The 19,903-nt window shown below is 63.2% G+C and carries 15 protein-coding genes and 3 pseudogenes; 5 read left to right on the top strand and 13 right to left on the bottom strand.

The window, feature by feature from the left end; all coding sequences use genetic code 11:
• Positions 1-856 precede the first annotated feature (856 nt).
• Both ACCD06_RS23795 and ACCD06_RS23790 read left to right on the top strand, forming a co-directional pair.
• Entirely contained in the window at positions 857-1,549 is a 693-nt protein-coding gene (locus tag ACCD06_RS23795; protein WP_109074281.1) for a thermonuclease family protein, read from the top strand.
• A 118-nt stretch (positions 1,550-1,667) separates the two neighbouring features.
• Entirely contained in the window at positions 1,668-1,970 is a 303-nt protein-coding gene (locus ACCD06_RS23790; protein WP_109074282.1) for a hypothetical protein, read from the top strand.
• 98 nt (positions 1,971-2,068) lie between these two features.
• Here the strand turns inward: ACCD06_RS23790 and ACCD06_RS23785 are convergent, their stop codons facing one another.
• The 4 genes from ACCD06_RS23785 to ACCD06_RS23770 form a co-directional block, all read right to left on the bottom strand.
• Positions 2,069-2,350, bottom strand: a complete 282-nt coding sequence (locus ACCD06_RS23785; protein WP_109074283.1) for a PsiF family protein — start codon at positions 2,348-2,350, stop codon at positions 2,069-2,071.
• A gap of 205 nt (positions 2,351-2,555) precedes the next feature.
• Positions 2,556-2,993 carry a hypothetical protein gene (locus tag ACCD06_RS23780; protein ID WP_146205481.1) on the bottom strand — a complete coding sequence of 146 codons (438 nt, stop codon included), beginning with the start codon at positions 2,991-2,993 and terminating at the stop codon, positions 2,556-2,558.
• A gap of 125 nt (positions 2,994-3,118) precedes the next feature.
• Positions 3,119-3,949: an SOS response-associated peptidase gene (locus ACCD06_RS23775; RefSeq protein ID WP_199232149.1), complete on the bottom strand. Its 831-nt coding sequence runs from the start codon at positions 3,947-3,949 to the stop codon at positions 3,119-3,121.
• Between the two features lie 333 nt (positions 3,950-4,282).
• A complete protein-coding gene (locus ACCD06_RS23770; protein ID WP_109074284.1) occupies positions 4,283-5,467 on the bottom strand; it encodes a Fic family protein in 1,185 nt (394 codons plus the stop codon).
• Between the two features lie 312 nt (positions 5,468-5,779).
• Between ACCD06_RS23770 and ACCD06_RS23765 the strand changes: the two genes are divergently transcribed.
• Positions 5,780-6,643, top strand: a complete 864-nt coding sequence (locus ACCD06_RS23765) for an IS5 family transposase (protein WP_413343966.1) — start codon at positions 5,780-5,782, stop codon at positions 6,641-6,643.
• A gap of 147 nt (positions 6,644-6,790) precedes the next feature.
• On the opposite strand, the gene ACCD06_RS23760 is transcribed toward ACCD06_RS23765, so the two are convergent.
• From ACCD06_RS23760 to ACCD06_RS23740, 5 genes are all read right to left on the bottom strand, one after another.
• On the bottom strand, positions 6,791-7,966 hold the full coding sequence (locus ACCD06_RS23760) for a Fic family protein (RefSeq protein WP_158281970.1): 1,176 nt from the start codon (positions 7,964-7,966) through the stop codon (positions 6,791-6,793).
• A 14-nt stretch (positions 7,967-7,980) separates the two neighbouring features.
• Positions 7,981-8,277 carry a hypothetical protein gene (locus ACCD06_RS23755; RefSeq protein ID WP_413343964.1) on the bottom strand — a complete coding sequence of 99 codons (297 nt, stop codon included), beginning with the start codon at positions 8,275-8,277 and terminating at the stop codon, positions 7,981-7,983.
• A 361-nt stretch (positions 8,278-8,638) separates the two neighbouring features.
• Complete coding sequence (locus tag ACCD06_RS23750; RefSeq protein WP_109074286.1) at positions 8,639-10,348, bottom strand: methyl-accepting chemotaxis protein; 1,710 nt, start codon at positions 10,346-10,348, stop codon at positions 8,639-8,641.
• A 630-nt stretch (positions 10,349-10,978) separates the two neighbouring features.
• Positions 10,979-12,730, bottom strand: coding sequence for a sensor histidine kinase (locus ACCD06_RS23745; RefSeq protein WP_413343962.1), 1,752 nt, complete (start codon positions 12,728-12,730; stop codon positions 10,979-10,981).
• A 286-nt stretch (positions 12,731-13,016) separates the two neighbouring features.
• The gene (locus tag ACCD06_RS23740; protein WP_413343960.1) at positions 13,017-15,242 is read right to left on the bottom strand and encodes an ATP-dependent RecD-like DNA helicase; all 2,226 of its coding nucleotides are present in this window, start codon (positions 15,240-15,242) and stop codon (positions 13,017-13,019) included.
• 240 nt (positions 15,243-15,482) lie between these two features.
• On the opposite strand from ACCD06_RS23740, the pseudogene ACCD06_RS23735 reads away from it, so the two are divergent.
• A pseudogene (locus ACCD06_RS23735) lies at positions 15,483-15,728 on the top strand (transposase); the annotation flags it as partial.
• A gap of 288 nt (positions 15,729-16,016) precedes the next feature.
• Here the strand turns inward: ACCD06_RS23735 and istB are convergent.
• The 3 genes and pseudogenes from istB to ACCD06_RS23720 form a co-directional block, all read right to left on the bottom strand.
• Positions 16,017-16,769, bottom strand: coding sequence for an IS21-like element helper ATPase IstB (gene istB, locus ACCD06_RS23730; RefSeq protein ID WP_252142257.1), 753 nt, complete (start codon positions 16,767-16,769; stop codon positions 16,017-16,019).
• A gap of 9 nt (positions 16,770-16,778) precedes the next feature.
• Positions 16,779-18,306, bottom strand: a pseudogene (istA, locus tag ACCD06_RS23725) (IS21 family transposase).
• Between the two features lie 165 nt (positions 18,307-18,471).
• Positions 18,472-18,603 (bottom strand): hypothetical protein, encoded by a 132-nt coding sequence (locus tag ACCD06_RS23720; protein ID WP_282183597.1) that lies wholly within the window; start codon positions 18,601-18,603, stop codon positions 18,472-18,474.
• Between ACCD06_RS23720 and ACCD06_RS23715 the strand changes: the two are divergent.
• Positions 18,557-19,296: pseudogene (locus ACCD06_RS23715) on the top strand (IS5 family transposase); the annotation flags it as partial. The gene ACCD06_RS23720 and the pseudogene ACCD06_RS23715 overlap by 47 nt on opposite strands.
• Here ACCD06_RS23715 and ACCD06_RS23710 read toward each other — a convergent pair.
• Entirely contained in the window at positions 19,297-19,851 is a 555-nt protein-coding gene (locus ACCD06_RS23710) for a nucleotidyl transferase AbiEii/AbiGii toxin family protein (RefSeq protein WP_158282104.1), read from the bottom strand.
• Positions 19,852-19,903 lie beyond the last annotated feature (52 nt).

Genomic DNA, 19,903 nt, shown 5'->3' with positions numbered 1-19,903 from the left:
TGGCGGCGGGTGGCACGTATGGGCGCTCAACGTCGTCAACGCCCATGACGAGAAACCACAGCGCTTTCGCCGCACGTTGACCGCGGGACGGCAACGCGCAACGCAGCGTTCCGCAGCGGCGGTGCTGGAGCGCATTGAGGGTGCGCTGGCGGTGGGTTTCGCTCCGAGCGGGGATGTATCCGCAATAACGCAAACTGTTAGCAGACCCGGTACAACGCCCCCTGTAGTCCGACGACGAGCAGCATCACGGGGCACGCCGACGATCTGCGGGAAGCGTCTGGTCACAGCGACCATCAACGCCGCAGAGGCCGCCGACCCATAGCTGTTCGTGTCGGACCGACGGCCGTCTGTCGGCTGGGTCGGCTGGCTCAGACCGTTGGGTATCTGCTGACGGGCCGATTACCGATCCACGAGCTTGGTGCCATATGTCCCGTTGTGTGGGTTATAATTTCCGCGGGCCTCGTAGTTGTCCCGCTTCGTCGAGTTGGGATTGGTCTGATAGTGGGGCGCGACGTACGTGCCCCGATTTGTGGTATACCCGCTGGTGTAGTGTGAGTTCGAGTTGGAACCAGTCCCGCTGTAGACCCTTGCGCCGCTTGAACTGTGTCCCCCACTGCCGCCACGCGCATAACTCGGCGATGCAGCAACTACGCTAGCGACGGCAATCAACAGAGCTAAATGCATACGCAACATTTGCCTTCCCCTTTATTTTTTGGCGATCAACAGCCTGTTATATGCAATCAAGCGATGTCAATTGGCCGCGTGACCCGTGCTTCCGTCGAGGTCCCCGTGATGATCGACAACAGCCGTGTTCCCGAGCATCATAGGGTTGCACGGCCCCCCTGCGAGTTCTCCCATGCGCATTCCTGTTCTCATCGCCACCCTTCTCTTCATCTCCTCCCCTGCGGTCGCGGCTGAGACCATCGCCGGCACTGCGTCGGTCATTGACGGCGACACCCTGGAGGTCCAAGACAAGCGCATCCGGCTCCATGGCATCGACGCACCGGAAAGTGCCCAGCTTTGCCAGGACGCCGCCGGCAAGGATTGGCGCTGCGGTCAGCGAGCGGCGCTGGCTCTGTCCGACCGGATCGCTCGGCGGCCGGTGACGTGCGAGGTGAAGGACACCGATCGGTACGGGCGGAGCGTTGCCGCGTGTTCGGCCGGCGGCGAATCGCTCAATGCCTGGATGGTCGCCAATGGATGGGCCATGGCCTATCGCCAGTACAGCAAGGAGTATGTCGACGCCGAGGCAACTGCCCGCGCCGCTCGCGCCGGCATCTGGGCCGGGACCTTCCAGCCTCCCTGGGACTGGCGAAAGGACAAGCGGGAGGGTAAGCAGCAGCCCGCCAATCAGAATACCGCGGCGCTGGCTGCGGCGGCCGCCAGGTGCACGATTAAGGGCAACATCTCCGCCAAGGGGGAGCGCATCTATCACGTTCCCGGCGGCCGGTTTTACGAGCAGACGCAGATCAACGAGCGCGACGGGGAGCGGTGGTTTTGCAGCGAGCAGGACGCTTCCGCCGCCGGGTGGAGGAAGGCGGCACAATGACCAAACGCGATCCCTTGTCCCGCGGCTTCACGCTCATCGTCGAAGGTGCCGTGTTCGCCTGCATCTTGGGTGCGCTTTACGCCTGGAGCTGCGTCGCCGCACGGCGGAGCCCCAGACAATGACCAACCGATTATCGAAGGTCTGTGCGAATTCCGCCGTCGCGGCGGCTCTGCTGATCGCCGGTACCGCGGTCGCGCGAGATGCCCGGCCGACCGATGACGAGGTGCGGCAGCGGATCATCGCGGAGTCGATCGCTTCCTACCCAGGCAACTGTGCCTGCCCTTATAGCACGATGCGCAACGGTCACCGGTGCGGCGGTCGGAGCGCCTACAGCAAGCCGGGGGGCCGGGCGCCGATCTGCTATTCCGACGAGGTGACGGAGGCGATGGTTGCGCAATGGCGCCGGGCTCACGGCGGTTAACCGCCACGCCGTGATTAGGAAGCCTACGCCGGCAGATTCGGTATCCGCCCGTCGACACTGCCCAACCCCGGTGACGGCGGGCAGTGTCGCCCCTGGTGTCAGCCCTTCAGGCAGCTGCTCATGAACGCCTTCCGATCTTCACCCGTTTTTCCAGCGGCGTCGGCGTTGCACTTCTTCATCTTGTCCTGCTGACCCGTCAGCGGCTTGGCAGGTTCGGCGGTTGCGGCCGGCTTGTTCGAGAGGCAGGCGCTCATGAACGCCTTGCGCTCGTCACCCTTCAGGCTCTTGGCGGTCGCATCGGCATTGCAGGTCTTCATCTTCTCCTGCTGCGGCATGGCCGCAGTCGACGCACCGGAACTGGCAGCCAGCGTCACGACCATGGCAGCAGCTGCAATTATGTATCTCAGCATCTTCTGATCCTCCCGAGCACGCCGCCTCGCACGAGACATGTCGCGGAAAACGGAGGATGGCACGGTAGAAGGCAAAGCGCTAAGGTTCTGACGGATTCAAACGCTCAGCAATGGTCAGTTCAGCAATGATCTATTCACTTGCTTCGCAAGTGATGTAAAATTTACCCTTGCACAGTCAATGGTGCCGCATAGACTGCCATTCCACTAATTTACCCTCTATGATTCCGAAAATTATAAAGGACATAAAATCATAATGGCACAACATTTTTACTTGCCGATCTGTAAATCTCATAGAAAGATACGGCTCTCTAATGCTGATGTATTTTGCATCGAACAACGTTTCTCGATTTTCATAGAAATACAATACGCAAGCCTCCTCAACTATCGTTACGCCCTCCTGATCTGCAGAAAAGTTATGGTAAATCTGACTTTGAGGGCCTTTCACCGAATTGTTTATATTGAATATATCATATAAGCGGCTGGAAAATCCTGGGATCCATTTATCAGCCATTGAAAGAACGAAATTCACCAAAAGAAACAATCCAAACGCTGCTCCAATAAGCACACTAAAATTGGAAGAAATTTTCTCGAATATATCCTTGTCGCTATCCATTTGTATCGCGACCTCAGCGTGGCGAAATATTTCCGGTCTTTGTGCGGCGACGTCTACTTGGAGTTGATGGGCTCGATCAGGCCGGGCCGGTCGTTCCGCACGTTGCCGACGTCCCCATGGACCGGTCACAGCCGTATCTGGTCCGCCGGGTACGGGCGCATCAGCGCCATCAACTCGTCGGCGCTGGCGCCCTCCTCCCCAAGCCAAGCGGCCCAAGTCGTCGGCGGCAGGATCACCGGCATGCGGTCGTGGACCTCGCGCGTGACGTCGTTCGCCTCGGTGGTCACAATGGTGAAGGTGTGCAGCCACTCATCGCTCGACGGATCCTGCCAGCCTTCCCAGAGCCCGGCGAAAGCGTCCGGCTTCTCGTTGCTCGTCGTGCCGAAGGCGAAGGGCTGCTTGGCCTTCCCCTCGGTCTTCCACTCATAGAAGTTGTCGAAGGGGATTAGGCACCGGCGCTTCTTGAACGCTGATCGGAATGCCGGCTTGTCGGGCGTCGACTCGGCGCGGGCGTTGATCATCCGCGCCGCGCCGCTGCTGTCCTTCGACCACACTGGCACCAGCCCCCAGCGAAGCAGGGAGAGCGTGCGCTCGCGGGTCTCCGGATGGGACCGGATCACCGGCAGCATCTGCAACGGCGCCGCGTTGTAGCGCGGGCCGAACTCTGGAAGCTGACCGACCACGCCGAATCGGCTGGCGATCTGGTTGCTCGGGCTGTGAATGGCAAATCGTCCGCACATGCGGTCAGGATGATCGTCCGGGTATGCTGCGTCAACCCGACCACCCGGCTTAACGACGGCCCAACCGCGCCGCCGACAGAATGGACAGGACAGGACATCGCGCAACTCCGCCAGCCGGACGTCCGGCCCCAGCCGCTGTATCGCGTCCACGACGTCCACCTCCCATCGCCGCCGGCAGGCGCCGCAGGTCGCGGAAAGCTGGCTGCGCACCGCCATTAGGTCGCCGATCCGACCATCATAGCGCGACAGCGACGGTGACGACTTCCAGGAGGCCTGTCCAGTATGAGCGCAGCGGGCGCATGCTATCTCGTTGACGGCGTGCTTCAGGAAGGCATGCGGCCCCAGGCGTCCCAACAACTCTGCCCCATCGATCTCCTCCTCATGCCCGCATCGATGGCATAGCCGCACCGCATCCACTGTCTGGCGGAGGAGGTCACGGAGGCGAAGGGTGGGTAGCAGTAGGACGGCACCCTGTATGCGCATGCGTTCCTCATACGTTCTCACCAATGAGAAGCGTCAGAGGAAACCGGAGTCAAGAGGGTGGAAATCTCAACCCGTCACCGGAAGCGGATCGGTTCCCTCGCTTAGAATTGCGAGGTATTGGCGGTAAGCGAACACACGCCCGCGTTTACGCCCGGTAACCTCCTCCACGATGCCGAGACGCTCGAGGTCAGCAAGCGCGGCGTTGACGGTCGGTGCGCTGAGGCTGGTACGCTCGACAAGGAGGTTGGCGGTCACAAACGGATTTTGCTGGAGAAGGTCGTGAACACGCAACGCCGAGCCAGTGCGTTCACTTGCCGCCGTTATGCGCTCGCGATCCTCCTTGAACAAACCGACTATACGGGTAGCGGCGTTGAAGGCTTGGTTAGCCGTCTCTGCAACCCCATCGAGGAAGAACTCGAGCCAAGCCTCCCAGGCGCCCTGCTCACGCACCTCCTGCAGCAGACGGTAATAGTCGGCCCGGTGGGTCTTGAGGTAAAGGCTCAGGTAGAGAAGCGGCGAACGCAGCACGCCATGGACACACAGGAATAGGGTAACGAGCAGACGGCCAATGCGGCCGTTGCCGTCTAGGAAAGGGTGAATCGTCTCGAATTGCACGTGAAGGAGCCCGGCCTTGATGAGCGTCGGCAACCGCGAGCGGTCCTCGTGCATGAATGCCTCGAGGGCGGCGAGGCAGGCGCCGAGTTCGGTCACCGGTGGCGGAACGTAGAGGGCATTGCCGGGCCGCGTGCCGCCGATCCAGTTCTGCGAACGCCGGAATTCGCCAGGGCTCTTTGTCTCGCCGCGACCGCTTTGAAGAAGGCGAGCATGCATCTCGCAGATCAACCGGAGCGACAACGGTAGCTCGTTCAGCCGCTCCAGCCCGAACATCATGGCATCGACGTAGTTGGACACCTCCCTAACATCGTCGATCGGCTGGCCAGCCTGCGCCTCGGTCTCAAAGCGCAGTAGATCGGTGAGCGTCGATTGCGTGCCCTCAATCTGCGAGGACAGCACGGCCTCCTTGCGGACGTACATGTAAAGGAACAGCTCCTGCCGCGGCAGGAGCATGGTAATGCCGTCGAGCCGGCCGAGGGCGCGTTCGGCGAGGCTGAGGCGCTCTAGGAGAGGCAGGACGTCTATGCCGGGCTCCGGCGGGAGCGGAGGCGGCACGAAGGCGTGGACCGTCTCGCCGGCAGCGGCGGTCTCTACGAAGCAGCCGAACCGCGGATTGGGTGCTACGGCGTCAGACATGCGGTCTTCTATAGCCGGCGACGATAAATAAAGCAAAAGGCAGTTGGCTTAAATAGGCGGGGCTCTTATTTAAGTGGGCTTAAACAAGCCGGAGGCACCTGCTACGCGAAGTGGTCGTCATGCTCGTTGGCCACCTATTAGAAATTTTCTCTCATAAAATCAGGAAGGTAGCCAGATTCAGAATTTGTTTGCACCCGAGCAGTCCCGGCTGGCGCTGAGCGGGATGCTACTTTAAGCTGAGTAGGGGTGGTGCGGCGGGGCGTGGTCTGGTAGGTCTGCGGCCCTCGTTCTGACTGCCTGGATCCGCACTCTATGGGCACTGCCGTTCGTCCCGCAAGCACCACGTCGGCGTCCTGGGATACGTTCTGGGATGCCGATGCTTTTGTCGATGAGGTGCTCAGCGAGCTGACAGCGATGGCGGCCGACGGCAGTCGCCCAACCCGTTCCGGGCCGAAGCCGGCGCTCACGGGAGCAGCGTTGCGCAATGCGATCATGGCAATCTGGTGCGTGTGCTTTTGCGGCATGCAATGGCGCGCCATCGGTCAGCTCACCGGCATTCCGTTCGGCACGTTGTACACCCTGTTCGCCCGCTGGACCCGGCTCGGACTGTGGCGGCGCTTACTCGACCGGCTGTGCCGCACGTGGCGCATGGCATGCGGCGACACGGCCGAGCCGAGCACGGTGGTGATCGACAGCCGCACCTGCCCCTCGGCCCCGAGTTGTTTCGCGCGGGGCGTGGATGGCGGCAAGAAGATCCGCGGCGTGAAGGTCAGCATCGCGGTGGAGAAGTACGGCCTCCCGCTGGCGATCGACGCCATGCCGGCCAACGTGCACGACACCAAGGGCATCGTACCGGTACTGCGCCAACTCGCTGGACGTGGGTTCCAAGGCCCCGCCATCGGTGATCTCGGCTATCGGGGTGAACGCTTGGCCAAAGCCGCGGAAGCGCTCGGCATCACCGTCCGGCCGATCGCCCGCGGCCGTGACGGCGTGTTCATTCCTACCGAGATCGCCTGGGTCGTGGAGCGCTCCTTCAGCTGGATCAGCCGCTACCGACGATTGAACACCATCGTCGAGCGGACGAAGGAGCACCTCGTCGCGTTCGTCGAAGTCGCCTTCATCTCCATCCTTTCCAGGCGCCTGAAGCGGCTCACGCCCCAGGAGGTCAGCGCATGACGTCTACGAACAGGTTCTAAATCGGCAGGGGTTTCGACGCCGATCGGCACAGTAACCTGCTGAGGGCATGAGAACTCTTGGGGTTCCACCTGCGTGCTGTTTCACAGCCCCTCCTTTCCTCCCGATCTCCAGGCGGACGGATTCCGTCTACGGGCGCGGCGTCCGGGACCGGGGTTCCGGAGTTGGGGCCCGCTGAGCGGCTGGACCCTCGAACAAGGCGACGATGGCGGAAGCGGTGAACAGGCGGTCACGCTGCCCTGCCCCGACGGGCTCCACAATCCCGGCGTTGGCAAGCTGGCCCACGGCCCGGTTGACGCTGGCGAAGGTTCCCCGGCCGATGCCTGCCAAGGCATCCCGGACGGTGAAGGTCGGCCGGGTCACGATCCACGGAACAAGGTCATGCACGGCGCTATCGGCGCGGACGCCCTTTGTCGCCCGCCTCCAGCCGTCGTAAAGTGCCCCGAGCCGCGCCACCCGGTCCAGATTCAACCCGGCCGTCTGCGCGGTCAGCGACAGGAACACCCTCGTCCACGCGCCCATGTCGCCCGTCTGCCGCCCCCGCTTCAGGGCGGAAACATACACGCCCTTGTCCCGGTGGACGGCTTCGCCAAGGAAGGCGCAAGCGTTCGCCGTCGCGCCTTTGGCCCGGAGAATGAGCGGTACCAGCAGCCGCCCGACGCGGCCGTTGCCGTCCGCGGTCGGGTGGACGTGCTCGAACATCCAATGCGACAGGGCTTGGCGGACCAGTTCGGGGCCGCCCTCGGCCATGGTGAACGCCCGCCACTCCTCTAGCACCCCCGACAGGGACGCCGGGGACGTGTAATGGAACAGCCCCGTTGCCGATTCCGGGTCGTCCGTGGCGTTGGCATAGGTCTTCCATCTGCCCGCCTGGTTGGCCCAATACGGGTCGGGGTCGCGCTCGAACAAGCGACGGTGGATCGCAAGAGCGGCGTCCAGCGGATCACCCATGCCCTCGTGCAAGGCGTCGAACGCCTCAGCCGCCCCCGACACGGACGCTGCGTCGTGCGGGTCTTTCGCCCGGCGCAAGACCGTCTGGAACTCCAGAAGGTCGGTAAATGTCGTGGTCGCCCCCTCTGCCCCGGAGGAATGCACGGCGTCCAGCCGGGCGAACAGGCGTCCGACGACACCGGGCACGGGGAAAGTGGAAAGCGCCCGGTCGAACTCCGCGACGACGGCCCGCGCCCGGTCCAGTACTTCCCACACGTCGTCAATGGGGGGCAGGGGCGGTACGGGCGGGCGGTAGCACGTCAGATACCGCCCGCCCTCGGCCTCGAACGACTCATAAGTGCCAAAGCCGATCATACGAACCCCTGTTGTTATACTTTGCTGTAGCAAAGTAAAATAGCACGCCATCCTATTATAGGATACCGCGCTAGAGGATCACAGGCGGGGTCCGCCTCCAGCCTGCGCCCAGGGGCCTCCTCCTCCCGGCGGCGCTGGGCGGCGTCGATCGCCGCGGCTGCCTCGGCCTCGGCCCGTGCTGCCGCCTTGGCAGCTTCGGTGTCGGCCTTGATGACGCCGCGGATTTGGTCGTTCCAATCCTTGAAAGCCGAGTCCGGGATGCTGTCCACAATCCGGGCCTCGGAGTTCCCTTCTTGCAAGGCGGCGGCCACCTTTGCCTTGAAGAGGGCAGCGCGATAAGTGTCAGCTAAACAACGCCAAGAGACGATTATCGGCGGTCGTTGACGGCGGCTCCGACAGGCCAGGGCGGCCGCCCCGCCATTGCCTGCATGCATGAGTGGACCGGCCGGCTTAACGAACCACCGTCGAGAAGACACTCGCCTCCGACCAGGACTCCGCCCGGCGGCGAGCCGTCCTCGGCCTGCAGTGTGAGTCAGCGCCAGTTCAGGACCCCTGTCAGGAAGGGGTTATCGGCTGTAAGCTAATGATCCATCTAACCTCAGGTAAGCAATTTCGGGGTCAATCAGACGCTGACAGGGGTCCTGAACTGGCGCTGATTCACACTACACCACCTCAAGCAGCCCGAACTCGGGCAATGAAGGTATCGACCTCGTCGCGCAGGCGCTCGGCTTCGTGTGATAGCCGACTGGCGGCGTCGAGAACTTGGCTCGAAGCCGTTCCCGCTTCCTCAGCCGCTTTGCTCACGCCGACGATGTTGTTGGACACCTCCTGGGTGCCTTGGGCTGCTTGCTGAACGTTGCGCCCAATTTCTCTGGTCGCCGCCGTCTGTTCCTCGACCGCTGCGGCAATCGTCCCGGCGATCTCGTTCACCTGCGTGATGGTGCGACCTATACCGCGAATAGCCTCCACCGCGCCCCCGGTCCTCACTTGAATCTCCGAGATTTGGCCGGCAATCTCCTCAGTGGCTTTAGCCGTTTGACTTGCCAGTTGCTTGACCTCGTTGGCGACCACGGCGAATCCTTTGCCCGCCTCCCCAGCTCGTGCTGCTTCGATGGTGGCGTTCAGCGCCAGCAGGTTGGTTTGGCTGGCAATGTTCTGGATCAGCCCAAGGACATCGCCGATGCGCTGAGCCGAGACGCTCAACCCCTCGACGGTCGTGTTGGTTTGCTCGGCCTGCACCACCGCGGCCCCAGAGATGCGGGAGGATTGGGTCACTTGGCGGCTGATCTCGCCGATCGAGCTGCTAAGCTCCTCCGAGGCCGATGCGACGGTCTGGACGTTGGCCGACGCCTGCTCGATTGCCACCGCCACGGCGGTGGACTGGCGCGCAGTCTCCTCGGCGATTGCCGACATGCTCTGGGCGTTAGACTGCAACTGTGCGGCGGCTGACGACACGAACTGAACAACGCCCTTGACGTTCGCCTCGAACTCGTCGGCAATGCGCCCCATCGTTCGGCGCTTGTCTTCTTCCGCCAGCTGCTTCTGCCGTTCCTGGTCAGACCGCAGCTGCTCAGCTTCGATCATATTGTGTTTGAACACTTCGACCGCACGCGCCATAGCGCCCACTTCGTCCTGGTGATCCACGGCTGGAATCGCAATACTCAAGTCGTGAGCAGCAAGCTGTGTCATCGCTACCGTCAGACCGGCAATGGGGGAAGTTACCTTGCGAAGGACGATGGCAAATCCACCAATAACCATCATGACGGCCAGCGCCGAGATGGTCCAGGTCGTGACGGTCGCTTGATTGTTTACCGCCGACACCGTGTCATAGCTACTGCCAGCGGCACGGACTTGGATGTCGATCAACTCCCCGATCTTTCCGGTGACAGGGTCGATACCCGCGTACAGCTCCTCGCGGACGAATTTGTCGAACCTGGAGGAATCCTTCTCTCTAAGAAGGTCGGAGAGAGTCTGCACGGTCCGGTTCGCGTGCTCCATCAAAGGCTTGATCTCCGTGAGGAGCCGTGTCTCATCCGGGTCCATGTCGGTTGCAAGGTAAGCTTGCCAACGCTTGGCAATTTCGAGCTTCGCCCTCTGGGTCGATGCAATGGCGGCGTTCCAGTCCGTATTGCCGTTGCGGACCTTGTGCGCTGCGTCAACGATGTCGACGGCGTAGGAATCAGAGATCACCTTCAGATCGCGCAAGGGAATCACGCGATCCTCATAGACAGATTTGAGGCCCTCCTTCGCGTCGCTCATCGAGCTCAAACTCACGGCATCCGACAACATCAGCATGCCGCCCAGCACGGCAAGAATGACCAGAAGGGTCGTTTTGATCGTGATTCTCATTCTCGCCTCGTCTTTTTGACTGGTATCTGTCATGCCGGCGCGCAGTCCGATGATTCCGGGTCCAGAATGTAAAAACCCTTAAATTTGGGCGCTTAGAAGTTAATGACTCGTTGCGAAATCAGCATGGAAGCATTCAAAGCATGCGCAATTGCATTGCAATGTGGTTTTTCTGTTTCAGAGAGACTCCTTTTCGCGATTTGCTATCTGCAGTCTGGCTTTATTTATTTCTAAAATGAGAAATAATATTCCTTCAGAGGCTTTAACAGCGTAAGAGCGCACCGCTCGTCCCTACATGCCCTCCCAAAGACGACTGGCGAGCGGCAAGCAAGGGGGCTTTCCCATTTAGGATGGCATAGGAAAGGTATCCATCCATCCCCACACCTGCTCGTAGCCTGATGCGATCGCCGCCGTAGGTTTTTGCAACTCGCTAACAACGTACCTGCACATTCGAAAAGCGCGCGATGGGGTTCGTTAAACACTGCCAAGGATGAATTGAACCGGAGCAGTTGCTTGCCCCCCTGACCGGCCTCCCGGCGGCGTGATCGGCGCCTTGCCTGTAGATCGGCGTCGATGCAGAGCCACTCTGCTGTGGGGTTTCTCTATCAAAATCAACGATGTAAACCGTCCTCCCATCTGGCCGTGATTGGGCGCCGATCCACAGACTCAGATAAGAAACATCACTCGCAGCTGGGTTCCGGGGCCAACCGTCCATTGTGGTTCCCCGCCAACCTGTTCGGCAAGCATGGCGATCAGCTGAAGACCGGAGGCCCGTGTCTGCCCCTCCGGAATGCCAATGCCGTTGTCGGTTAGGGTGAGACAGACGGACCCTGGATGTGGCACGTCCAGATCGAGCATGATCGTCCCTGCTCCTTCGGGGAAGGCATGCTTGGTGCTGTTGGTGACGAACTCGTTGGCGATCAGACCGAGCGACACCGCCGTGTTATGGTCGACGTAGACCTCACAGACGCTTGCCCTGAGGGTGACCTCCCCGGCAATGCTCCGCCCATACAAGGCGACTGCATTTGTGCAGAGCTCTCGCAGGTATCCGCCCAATTCGACCGTCCCAACTCGGCTGGTCTCGTAGAGGCGGCTGTGGATGAGGCGCAGCGCCTCGACACGGCCTTGCAATTCACCAAGGATGCGGTGGGTCTCAGCCCCATTGGACTGGCCGCTCTCCAAAGCGATCAGGCTCAGGATTGCCTGGAGGTCGTTCTTCACCCGATGTTGAAGCTCTCGCATCGCTGTCAGGCGCTCTTCCTCCACACGTCGCAGATGGGCATCGGTGGTCTGCATCGACTCGTACACCGAGGCCAGTTCCGCGAGATCGATACCGGGTGACGGCGGCAACTTCGCCTCCGGCTCCCGCATAGCGTCCACCACCCGCGCCAACCCCACGACAGCCTGGGATAGCCGACGTGCGTAGACCAGCACCAGGAGCGACGCGAACCCGAGCGCCAGGACGCATACCGTCGTCGCCAACATCAACGAACGGCGCATCGGGGCTTCGAACACCTTGGCAGGAGCGGCAAAGGCAACGGTCCACCCTGAGACGTGCGAGCGTGCAAAAGCCAGCGACAGCGGTTCTCCTTCCAGCGCTGGGCCTGACGCGTGGCCCTCTGGTGCCGTTTGAATGGCCTCCCGAACCCAGTCGGGAGCCAGTTTCCCGACGGAGCTTTCGGCGGCGCGAGTGCGAGCGACGATGACGCCGTCCCGGTCGATGATCCCGGCCACCCAGCCGGACGGGATTCGTTGCTCGTGCAGGAGTGCCTCCCACTTGATCGCCGTGACGGCGGCACCGAGCACATATTGTCGCCCGTCCGGCCCGCGGGCCGGTACGAACACCACCGCGACCGGGGCACGGGCAATCGGCCCGTACAAGAGGTTGGATACCTGCGGCTGGCCTGTGAGCAGTGCCGTGTTTATCCAGGGGATGACAGCGTCCGTTCCGGCTGCGGGAGCCCCGTAGGAAATAGCGGTGGTGAAAAGGATCTTGCCCGTATCATCACGCAAAATCACGTGCGACCAATAGGGATGATTGGTCATAACGTCCTCGGCGATGCGGTGCAGCCGTTCGGGGTCGGCATTCTCCTTCATGGTCGACACGAGGCTTTGCAGGGCGGCCGTGGTGACAAGAAGCTGCTGGTCGAGGGCGGCAGCGATGGCCTGGACGGTCCGGCCCATCTCCGCCTCGGCTAGCCGCCGCTGGGATGTCATGTTCCATGCCAACAGGCCCAGTGTGATCAGGGCCATCGATGCCAAGGCCGCGACCACGACGCGGAGAAGATGGCCACGGATGTTTTGCCGCGGTGACGAACCCAAGGGCGGTTGCGCCTTGGAAGAGGCTGACGCGCTCATCGGAACCGCCCCATCTTGGTTGAGCGATGCACCAGCAACCTCGCTGCTGCCCTTGATCACAGGAGCCGTCATCTTACCAGGAGAGCTCAATGGATTTGATTAATCACTTGAAGCGCAAAGAATTTGGTTTTTGGTCAAGGGGCATGACGATTGGTACGTCGCTACCCTCGTGCAGATCGGGGATCCTTTGATCGTTGGTCTTCGATGTCGGCTATAGAATTTTGGCGCACAATTTGTGAATCGCCGCCGCCTTAGGCCCCCTATCAGCGTCTGATCGATACTGGAATTGCTTACCTGAAGTTAGGAGGATCAATACCGTCATAAGAGGACGACGTTCCCGCATTGGTCAGGCTGCTTTTGACAATAGCCACTCCTTCAGCTTCGACCACCGGCGCCCTTCCTGACATGATCGTACCGCCATTCCGAGTGCCTTCCGCTGTCCCACGATGACGACCAGTCGCTTCCCCCGGGTGACGCCGGTGTAGAGGAGATTGCGCCTGAGCATCGTCCAGTGCTGCATCGCCAGCGGGATGACGACGGCTGGGTACTCGGACCCCTGGCTCTTGTGGATCGTCGTCGCATAGGCCAGCGACACCCGGTCGAGTTCTCCGAAATCATAAGCGACCTCCCGGCCGTCGAAGTCGATCAACAGTTCGCTGGTCTCGGGATCGATTGCTGTGATGACCCCCAGATCGCCGTTATAGACCTCCTTCTCGTAGTCGTTCTCGGTCTGCATCACCTTGTCGCCGACACAGTAGGTCCAGCCGAAGCGCTCCACCCGGACATCGCCAGGCGGGTTCAGCACCGCCTGGAGTCCCACGTTCAACGACCGGGCGCCCAGGCCCCCACGGTTCATCGGACAGAGCACCTGGACATCGCGCACGGGGTCGAGGCCGAAACGCTTCGGGATCCGGTTCCTGACGACCTCGATGAGCTTGCGAACACCGTCCTCGGGCTCCGCCGCCTCGACGAAATAGAAGTCCGAGCCTTCTACGGGCGTCAGGTCCGGCATCTGTCCCTGGTTGATACGGTGGGCGTTGATGATAATGCGGCTGGCCGCCGCCTGCCGGAAAACCTCCGTTAGGCGCACCACGGGCACAGCGCCGGATGCAATCACGTCGGCCAGCACCTGCCCCGGGCCCACCGACGGCAACTGGTCGACATCGCCGACCAGGATCAGGGCCGACCTGTCGGGGGTCGCCTTCAGCAGCGCGTTCATCAGCGGCACGTCCACCATGGACGTCTCGTCGACGACGAGCAGATCGCATTCCAACCGGTTCTCCTCGCTGTGCTTGAAGCCTCCGGCAGCCGGGTCGAAGGCGAGTAGCCGGTGGATGGTCCTGGCCTCCAGCCCGGTGCTCTCCGAGAGCCGCTTGGCCGCCCGTCCGGTCGGGGCGCACAGCAGGATGCGGATGTGCTTGGCGGCCAGGATCTTCAGGATGGAATTCACCAGGGTCGTCTTACCGACGCCGGGGCCGCCGGTGATAACCATGACCTTGGATGCCAGGGCAAGCCGGACAGCCTCCCGCTGGCTCGGCGCCAGCGTCAGTCCCGTCCTACCCTTCACCCACTCCAGCGCCTTCTCCATGTCGATGGTGGGCCAGGGCAGCGTCCCGCCCGCAAGCCCTCGCAGCCGGGCGGCGATGGCCTGCTCGGCCCGGTACAGCCCGGCCAGGAAGACGCAGTCCCTGCCCTCCAGCTGATCGGCGATGACGGCGCCGTCACGAAGCTCGTCGGCCAGCGCCTCGGCCACCAGATCGGTGCCGACCTCCAGGAGGTCGCTGGCCAGCTTCTCTAGGTCCTCCACCGGCAGGCCGCAGTGTCCCCCGTCCATCGCCTCGGCCAGGGCATAGCCGATGCCCGCTCGGACGCGGACCATGGCCGTCTTCTCGATGCCCAGCTTGGCCGCGATCTGGTCGGCCGTCTTGAAGCCGATGCCGCGGATGTCCCGGGCCAGACGGTATGGGTTTTCGGTGATGAGTTGGATCGCCTCCTGCCCGTAGGTCTTGTAGATGCGGACCGCCCTGGATGTCCCGACACCATTGGCGTGCAGGAACAGCATGATCTCCCTGATCGCCCGCTGGTCGGCCCATCCCTTGATGATGCGGTCGGCCCGCCTGGGCCCGATGCCCGTCACCTCGCGAAGGCGAGCAGGTTCGGCCTCGATGACGTCGAACACGGCCTCGCCGAATGCCTTCACCAGCTTCCTGGCGTAGACGGGGCCGATGCCTTTGATCATGCCGGAGCCCAGGTACTTCTCGATGCCCTCCAGCGTCGTCGGCTGGGTCGCCTTCAGGAAGGTGGCCTTGAACTGGAGGCCGTGGGTGCGATCGTTAACCCAGCTGCCGCTTGCCTGGATCCATTCCCCGGAGGAGATCATGGCGGCATGGGCGACGACGACAACCAAGTCGCGGTGCCCACGGACCTTTACCCGAAGCACGCAGAAGCCGGTCTCGGCGCTGTGGAAAGTCACACGCTCCACCAGCCCGGCCAGGGACTCCGTCGATGACACGATGGCTTGCCCGCTCATGTCGGGATTGTGCAGGATTCCCCAACGCCGGGCCAGCCGCATTCGCGGTCGACGGCCAACTGCAGCCATACAGATCAACGAGCTATATCATTGATCGGCTGATAGAATTTCCTGCGTAGGGTGGCCCTGCGTCGACGCCGATGGAGAGCCATCCACCAAGCCCTTTTCTTCGATGAACCAACAAGATGACCGATTGCAGGACGTTGGCGCATAAATCACCGAGGACTGGCGGTGTGAGGGTTCTGGCGGGTATAGAGGCGGCCCGCTGAAGCCGAGCCCCCGATGCCGTACAAGGCCAACGAGCCGCGCCGCGCCAAGATCCCGAAGGCCCGGTACCGTGTGGAGAACTGGGCGGCCTACGACGTGGCGCTGCGTCGGCGTGGCGATCTGACCATCTGGGTGACACCGGAGGCGATCGCCGCCTGGACGCCACCCGTCACGGGACGGCGTGGCCGGCCAGCGCGCTACTCCGACGTCGCCATTGAGACCGGGCTGATGCTGCGCCTGGCGTTCGGTTGCAGATTCCGATGAAGCCGGCCGGGTATTCCGATTTGAAGGCGGCCACTGTTCCGAACTGAAGCCGGCCAGCGTTCCGAAGGAAAGCGGCCGGGGTGGCGTATCCCCGCGAGGCGTTTTTCGTGTCGCATGAGCATGGCGTCGGGTCAAGCCGCCATGATCATGTCGAGGTGGAGGGCGTCCCCGGAATCCATAGGAGGGCCCCGGGCAAGCCGGTCGCGAGCGCGCCTCATCACGCTGGAGAGCGGCCGGCTTGCCTGGGAGGTGCCTGTGGAGCTCCGGGGGCGCCCGGCGGTCTCGTCACTCTCCGTCGGATAGGGCTGGCTGGCGTCGCGGCTTGCGCATTGAGTCTCCGGTGAGGTCGATGCGGTAGGCGTTGTGAAGAATGCGGTCCAAGATCGCGTCCCCGAGAGTCGGATCCCCAATGAGTTCGTGCCAGCGGTCCGTGGGAATTTGGCTGGTGATCAGCAAAGAGCCGGCGTTGTAGCGGTCCTCTACGATCTCGAGCAGGTCGCGGCGCTGCTCTGCGTTCAGCGGCTCTGGTCCCCAGTCGTCCAAGATGAGAAGTCGCACGCGGGCGAAGCCACGCATCAGGCGGGCGTAACGGCCGTCGCCGTGTGCAAGGGCCAGGGTCTCGAACAGCCGGGGCATCCGCTGGTAGAGTACCGATAGGTTTTCGCGGCAGGCACGGTGGCCAAGCGCGCAGGCCAGCCAGGATTTGCCGATGCCGGTCGGCCCGGTGATGATCACGTTCTGGTGGTCGTGGATCCATCGGCAGGTCGCCAGCTTCTGGAACAGGGCGCGGTCCAACCCACGCGGCGCCCGGAAATCAACATCCTCGATTACGGCGGGGTGGCGCAGCCGGGCGCTCTTGGCGCGTGCTTCGAAGCGCTTCTGCCGCCGCAGCGTCACCTCGTGATCGAGCAGCACACCCAGCCATTCCTCATGGCTGAGCGTGCCGGCCTCGCGGTTGGCCTGCATCTCGCGCAGCGCCTTGGCCATGCCGTGCAGCCCCAGGTCGCTGAGCTGGTCGAAGGTGGGATGGGAAAGCATGGTGGGCTCCTAATGAAAGTACCGCGAGCCGCGGATGTTGGCGTGGTCCAGCGCCGGCGCCTCAGGGCGGGCGGTGGAGCGAACCCGGTCCAGGTTGTTGCGCAGGATCGAGGCGATGCTGTCGGCGGTGGTGGCGCCGATCTCCAGCGCCCGGGCACTCACCGCCTCGGCACGGGCCCGGTTGGGGCCGCGAAACAGCTTCAGCACGCCACGGCAGGTGCGGAAGCCCTGTTCCGGGTGCGGCCGGCTGGCGAGAATGGCGCGGATCAACGCCACAGTGTTTGGGGCCAAGGTCGCCGGCGTCCCGCTCGAAACGCTCGGGGCTCCACTCGGCATAGCGGCGGTGTGCCGCCGGCATGTGCTCGGGCACGGTGCTGTGGCGCTCGCCGCCGTGCCGGCGGGCATGGGCGGCGATCCGTTGGCCGCGGTGGAAGAACTCCACCGTGGTGGCGGTGAGGCGCGCGTCGATCTGCTGGCGGATCAGCGTCGCCGGTACCGAGTAATAGAAGCCGGCGACCTCGACATGGTAGTCGGGGCCGACGCGCACGAGCTTCCACTCCGCGTATTCGTAGGGCGTGTCGGGCAGCGGCCGCAGCGCCGGCCGATCAAGCTGTTCGAACAACTCCCTGCGGCTGAGCCCGAGGCGGCGCTGGGGCCGTGTGTTGAGGTCCTCCAGCACCCGGTCTATCGCGCCATTGGCTTCGGCCAGGGAGAAGAACGGCAGATTGCGCAGCCGGCCGAGGATGAAGTACTGGGCGATGCGCACACCGGCTTCCACCTTGGCCTTGTCACGCGGGCGACGCGGACGCGCCGGCAGGATGCCGACGCTGTAGGCGTGCGCCATGTGGGCGTAACTGCGGTTGAGCTCCGGGTCGTAAAAGGAAGCCTTGAGGACGCCGCTTTTCAGGTTGTCCGGCACGATCAGGCGCGGGCAACCGCCGAGGTCCTCGAACATGCGGACATGCGCCCCAATCCAGTCGGGCAGTGTCTGGGTCCAGGTCGCCTCGGCGTAGGTGTAGTTGGAGGCGCCCAGCACGGCGATGAAGAGCTGGGCGGGCCGCACGGCGCCGGTGGCGGGATCGCGGATGGGCAGCGTCTTGCCGGAGTAGTCGACGAAGACCTTGTCGCCGGACAGGTGGGGCTGACGCATGCTGGGGGCGAGCCGCGCCTCGAACTCCCGGTACAACTCGCAGAAGCGGCTGTAGCCGTAGCCGTCGGGATGAGCGGCGCGGTACTCCTCCCACAGGATCATCAGCGTGACGCCCGGGCGTTTGAGTTCGCGGTGCATAGCCGCCCAGTCGGGTTCCGGACGCCGGCGGGCGCCGGGGCGAATGTTCGGGCGGGCGAACAGCCGCTCCTCCAGCTCGGCATCGCTGAGGTCGGGGGGCAGTGGCCAGGACAGGCCGGCGGCATGGGCGCGCTCCAGGTACTCCGCCACGGTGCTGCGCGCGACACCGAGCTGGGCTGCGATCTGGCGATCGCTGGTCGGCAGCAGGCTGCCGAACTTCAGGCGAAACAATTCACGGATCTGCCGCATGGAAAGCCTCAAGGCTGGCATCCGCTCCTCCTGTCGGTTGGATCAGGAGGCGGTGCTTGATGGAAGCTCTCCTCGCGGGGAAGACGCCATCATCATGCCGACGATGGTGCCGGCCGCGTTCACAGCGGAAGGGTGGCCGGTTTCATGTCGGAATGGTGGCCGCCTTCAAATTGGAATGCCGGCCGGCTTGCGATCGGAATACTGGCCGCTTTGGCGTCGGAAACCGTGGCCGCTTTCAGTCGGAATCTGCACCGGACGGCCGTGGCGCCAGACCGAGGGTTTGCTGGGCTCGCTCATGCGCCGGTTCGGCCTAGACCTCCCGGTTCCCGATCATACGACGTTTTCCCGGCGCAGTACCAATCTGGCTGTCGCGTCGGCCCTGGCCAGGACGGACGGGCCGGTCACCGTGGTCATCGACTCCACCGGGCTGAAGGTGTTCGGCCGGGGCGAGTGGCACCTGGAAAAGCATGGAGGCCAGGCGCGCCGGAGCTGGAGAAAGCTGCACCTGGCCGTCGATCCCGCCACTGGCGAGATCCTCGCCTCGGCGTTGACGGGCAACGAGGAGGGAGACGCTTCGCTGGTTGTCCGTTGCTCGACCAGGTCACGGGCCCGATCAGCGCGGTCCTGGCGGACGGCGCCTACGACGGCGAGCCCGTCTATCGTGCTGTCGCCGAGCGTGCGCCGGACGCCGAGGTGATCATCCCGCCGCGCGCGACCGCCGTGGTGAGCGACACCGCCCAGAGCGCGCCAACCCGGCGCGACCGCCACATCCAGACGATCAAAGAGCGTGGTCGGCTGGGTTGGCAGCGGGCCGTCCAGTACGGCAGAAGATCGTTGGTCGAGGTGGCGATGCTCAGGTACAAGGTCCTCATCGGACGCAGCCTGCGCGCCCGGACTCTGCCCGCACAAAGAGCCGAGGCCAAGGCCGCCTGCGCCGTCATCAATCGGATGACCAGCCTCGGCAGGCCGACCTCCCGGAAGGTCGCCTGATCACCATCGCCTCTGGGCAAAATCCGTCCTCAGGCCGAGTTCTGCACCAAAGTCGCTGATAACCCCAAGATCGTAGAAGTCTTTGAGTCGCCCGTTGATGTCGCCCAAGGAAATGATGGCTTCAAGTTTTTCTGCGATGACCGTCTCAGGCGGATAGGAGAGCACGCGCGGCGCGGGCTGGTTCAGAAGCGTAGGGAAGTGGATTTCCTGAGTGCCGGGCGTGATGGCATCACCGAAGCCGATATCGACCTGGATCGGAAAGCGTGCTCCGGAGATTGTTGCGTTTGTCGTGACGCGCACGCCATCGTACTCGTCCTCGGGGCGTATGCGCGTTGCCTCAATGGCCGTCAGGTCAAACTGGACGCCGTCGTCGGCGGGGAGAGACAGGATGCTCTGGAAGGCTTTCTTCATCTCATCGGTGTCACTGCTACCGAAGGAAAGGAAATCGGCGTCCCGGGTGGGACGAGCCGTATCCGCCTGCCACGCCAGGAAAAGCAGGCCACCTTTCAGGATAAGGCGGTCCCTGTGCTCGGAAATGCTGATGCGGTAAAGCAAGCGTTCCAGACTGACTGCGTGCAGATCTGTTGAAAGTCGGCAGCGCGGACTT

The organism is Azospirillum sp. CT11-132 (assembly GCF_047302835.1).
In the GTDB taxonomy this organism is placed as follows: Bacteria; Pseudomonadota; Alphaproteobacteria; order Azospirillales; family Azospirillaceae; genus Azospirillum.
Note: the sequence above shows the minus strand (reverse complement) of the source record. Positions and strands in the feature narration are given on the sequence as shown.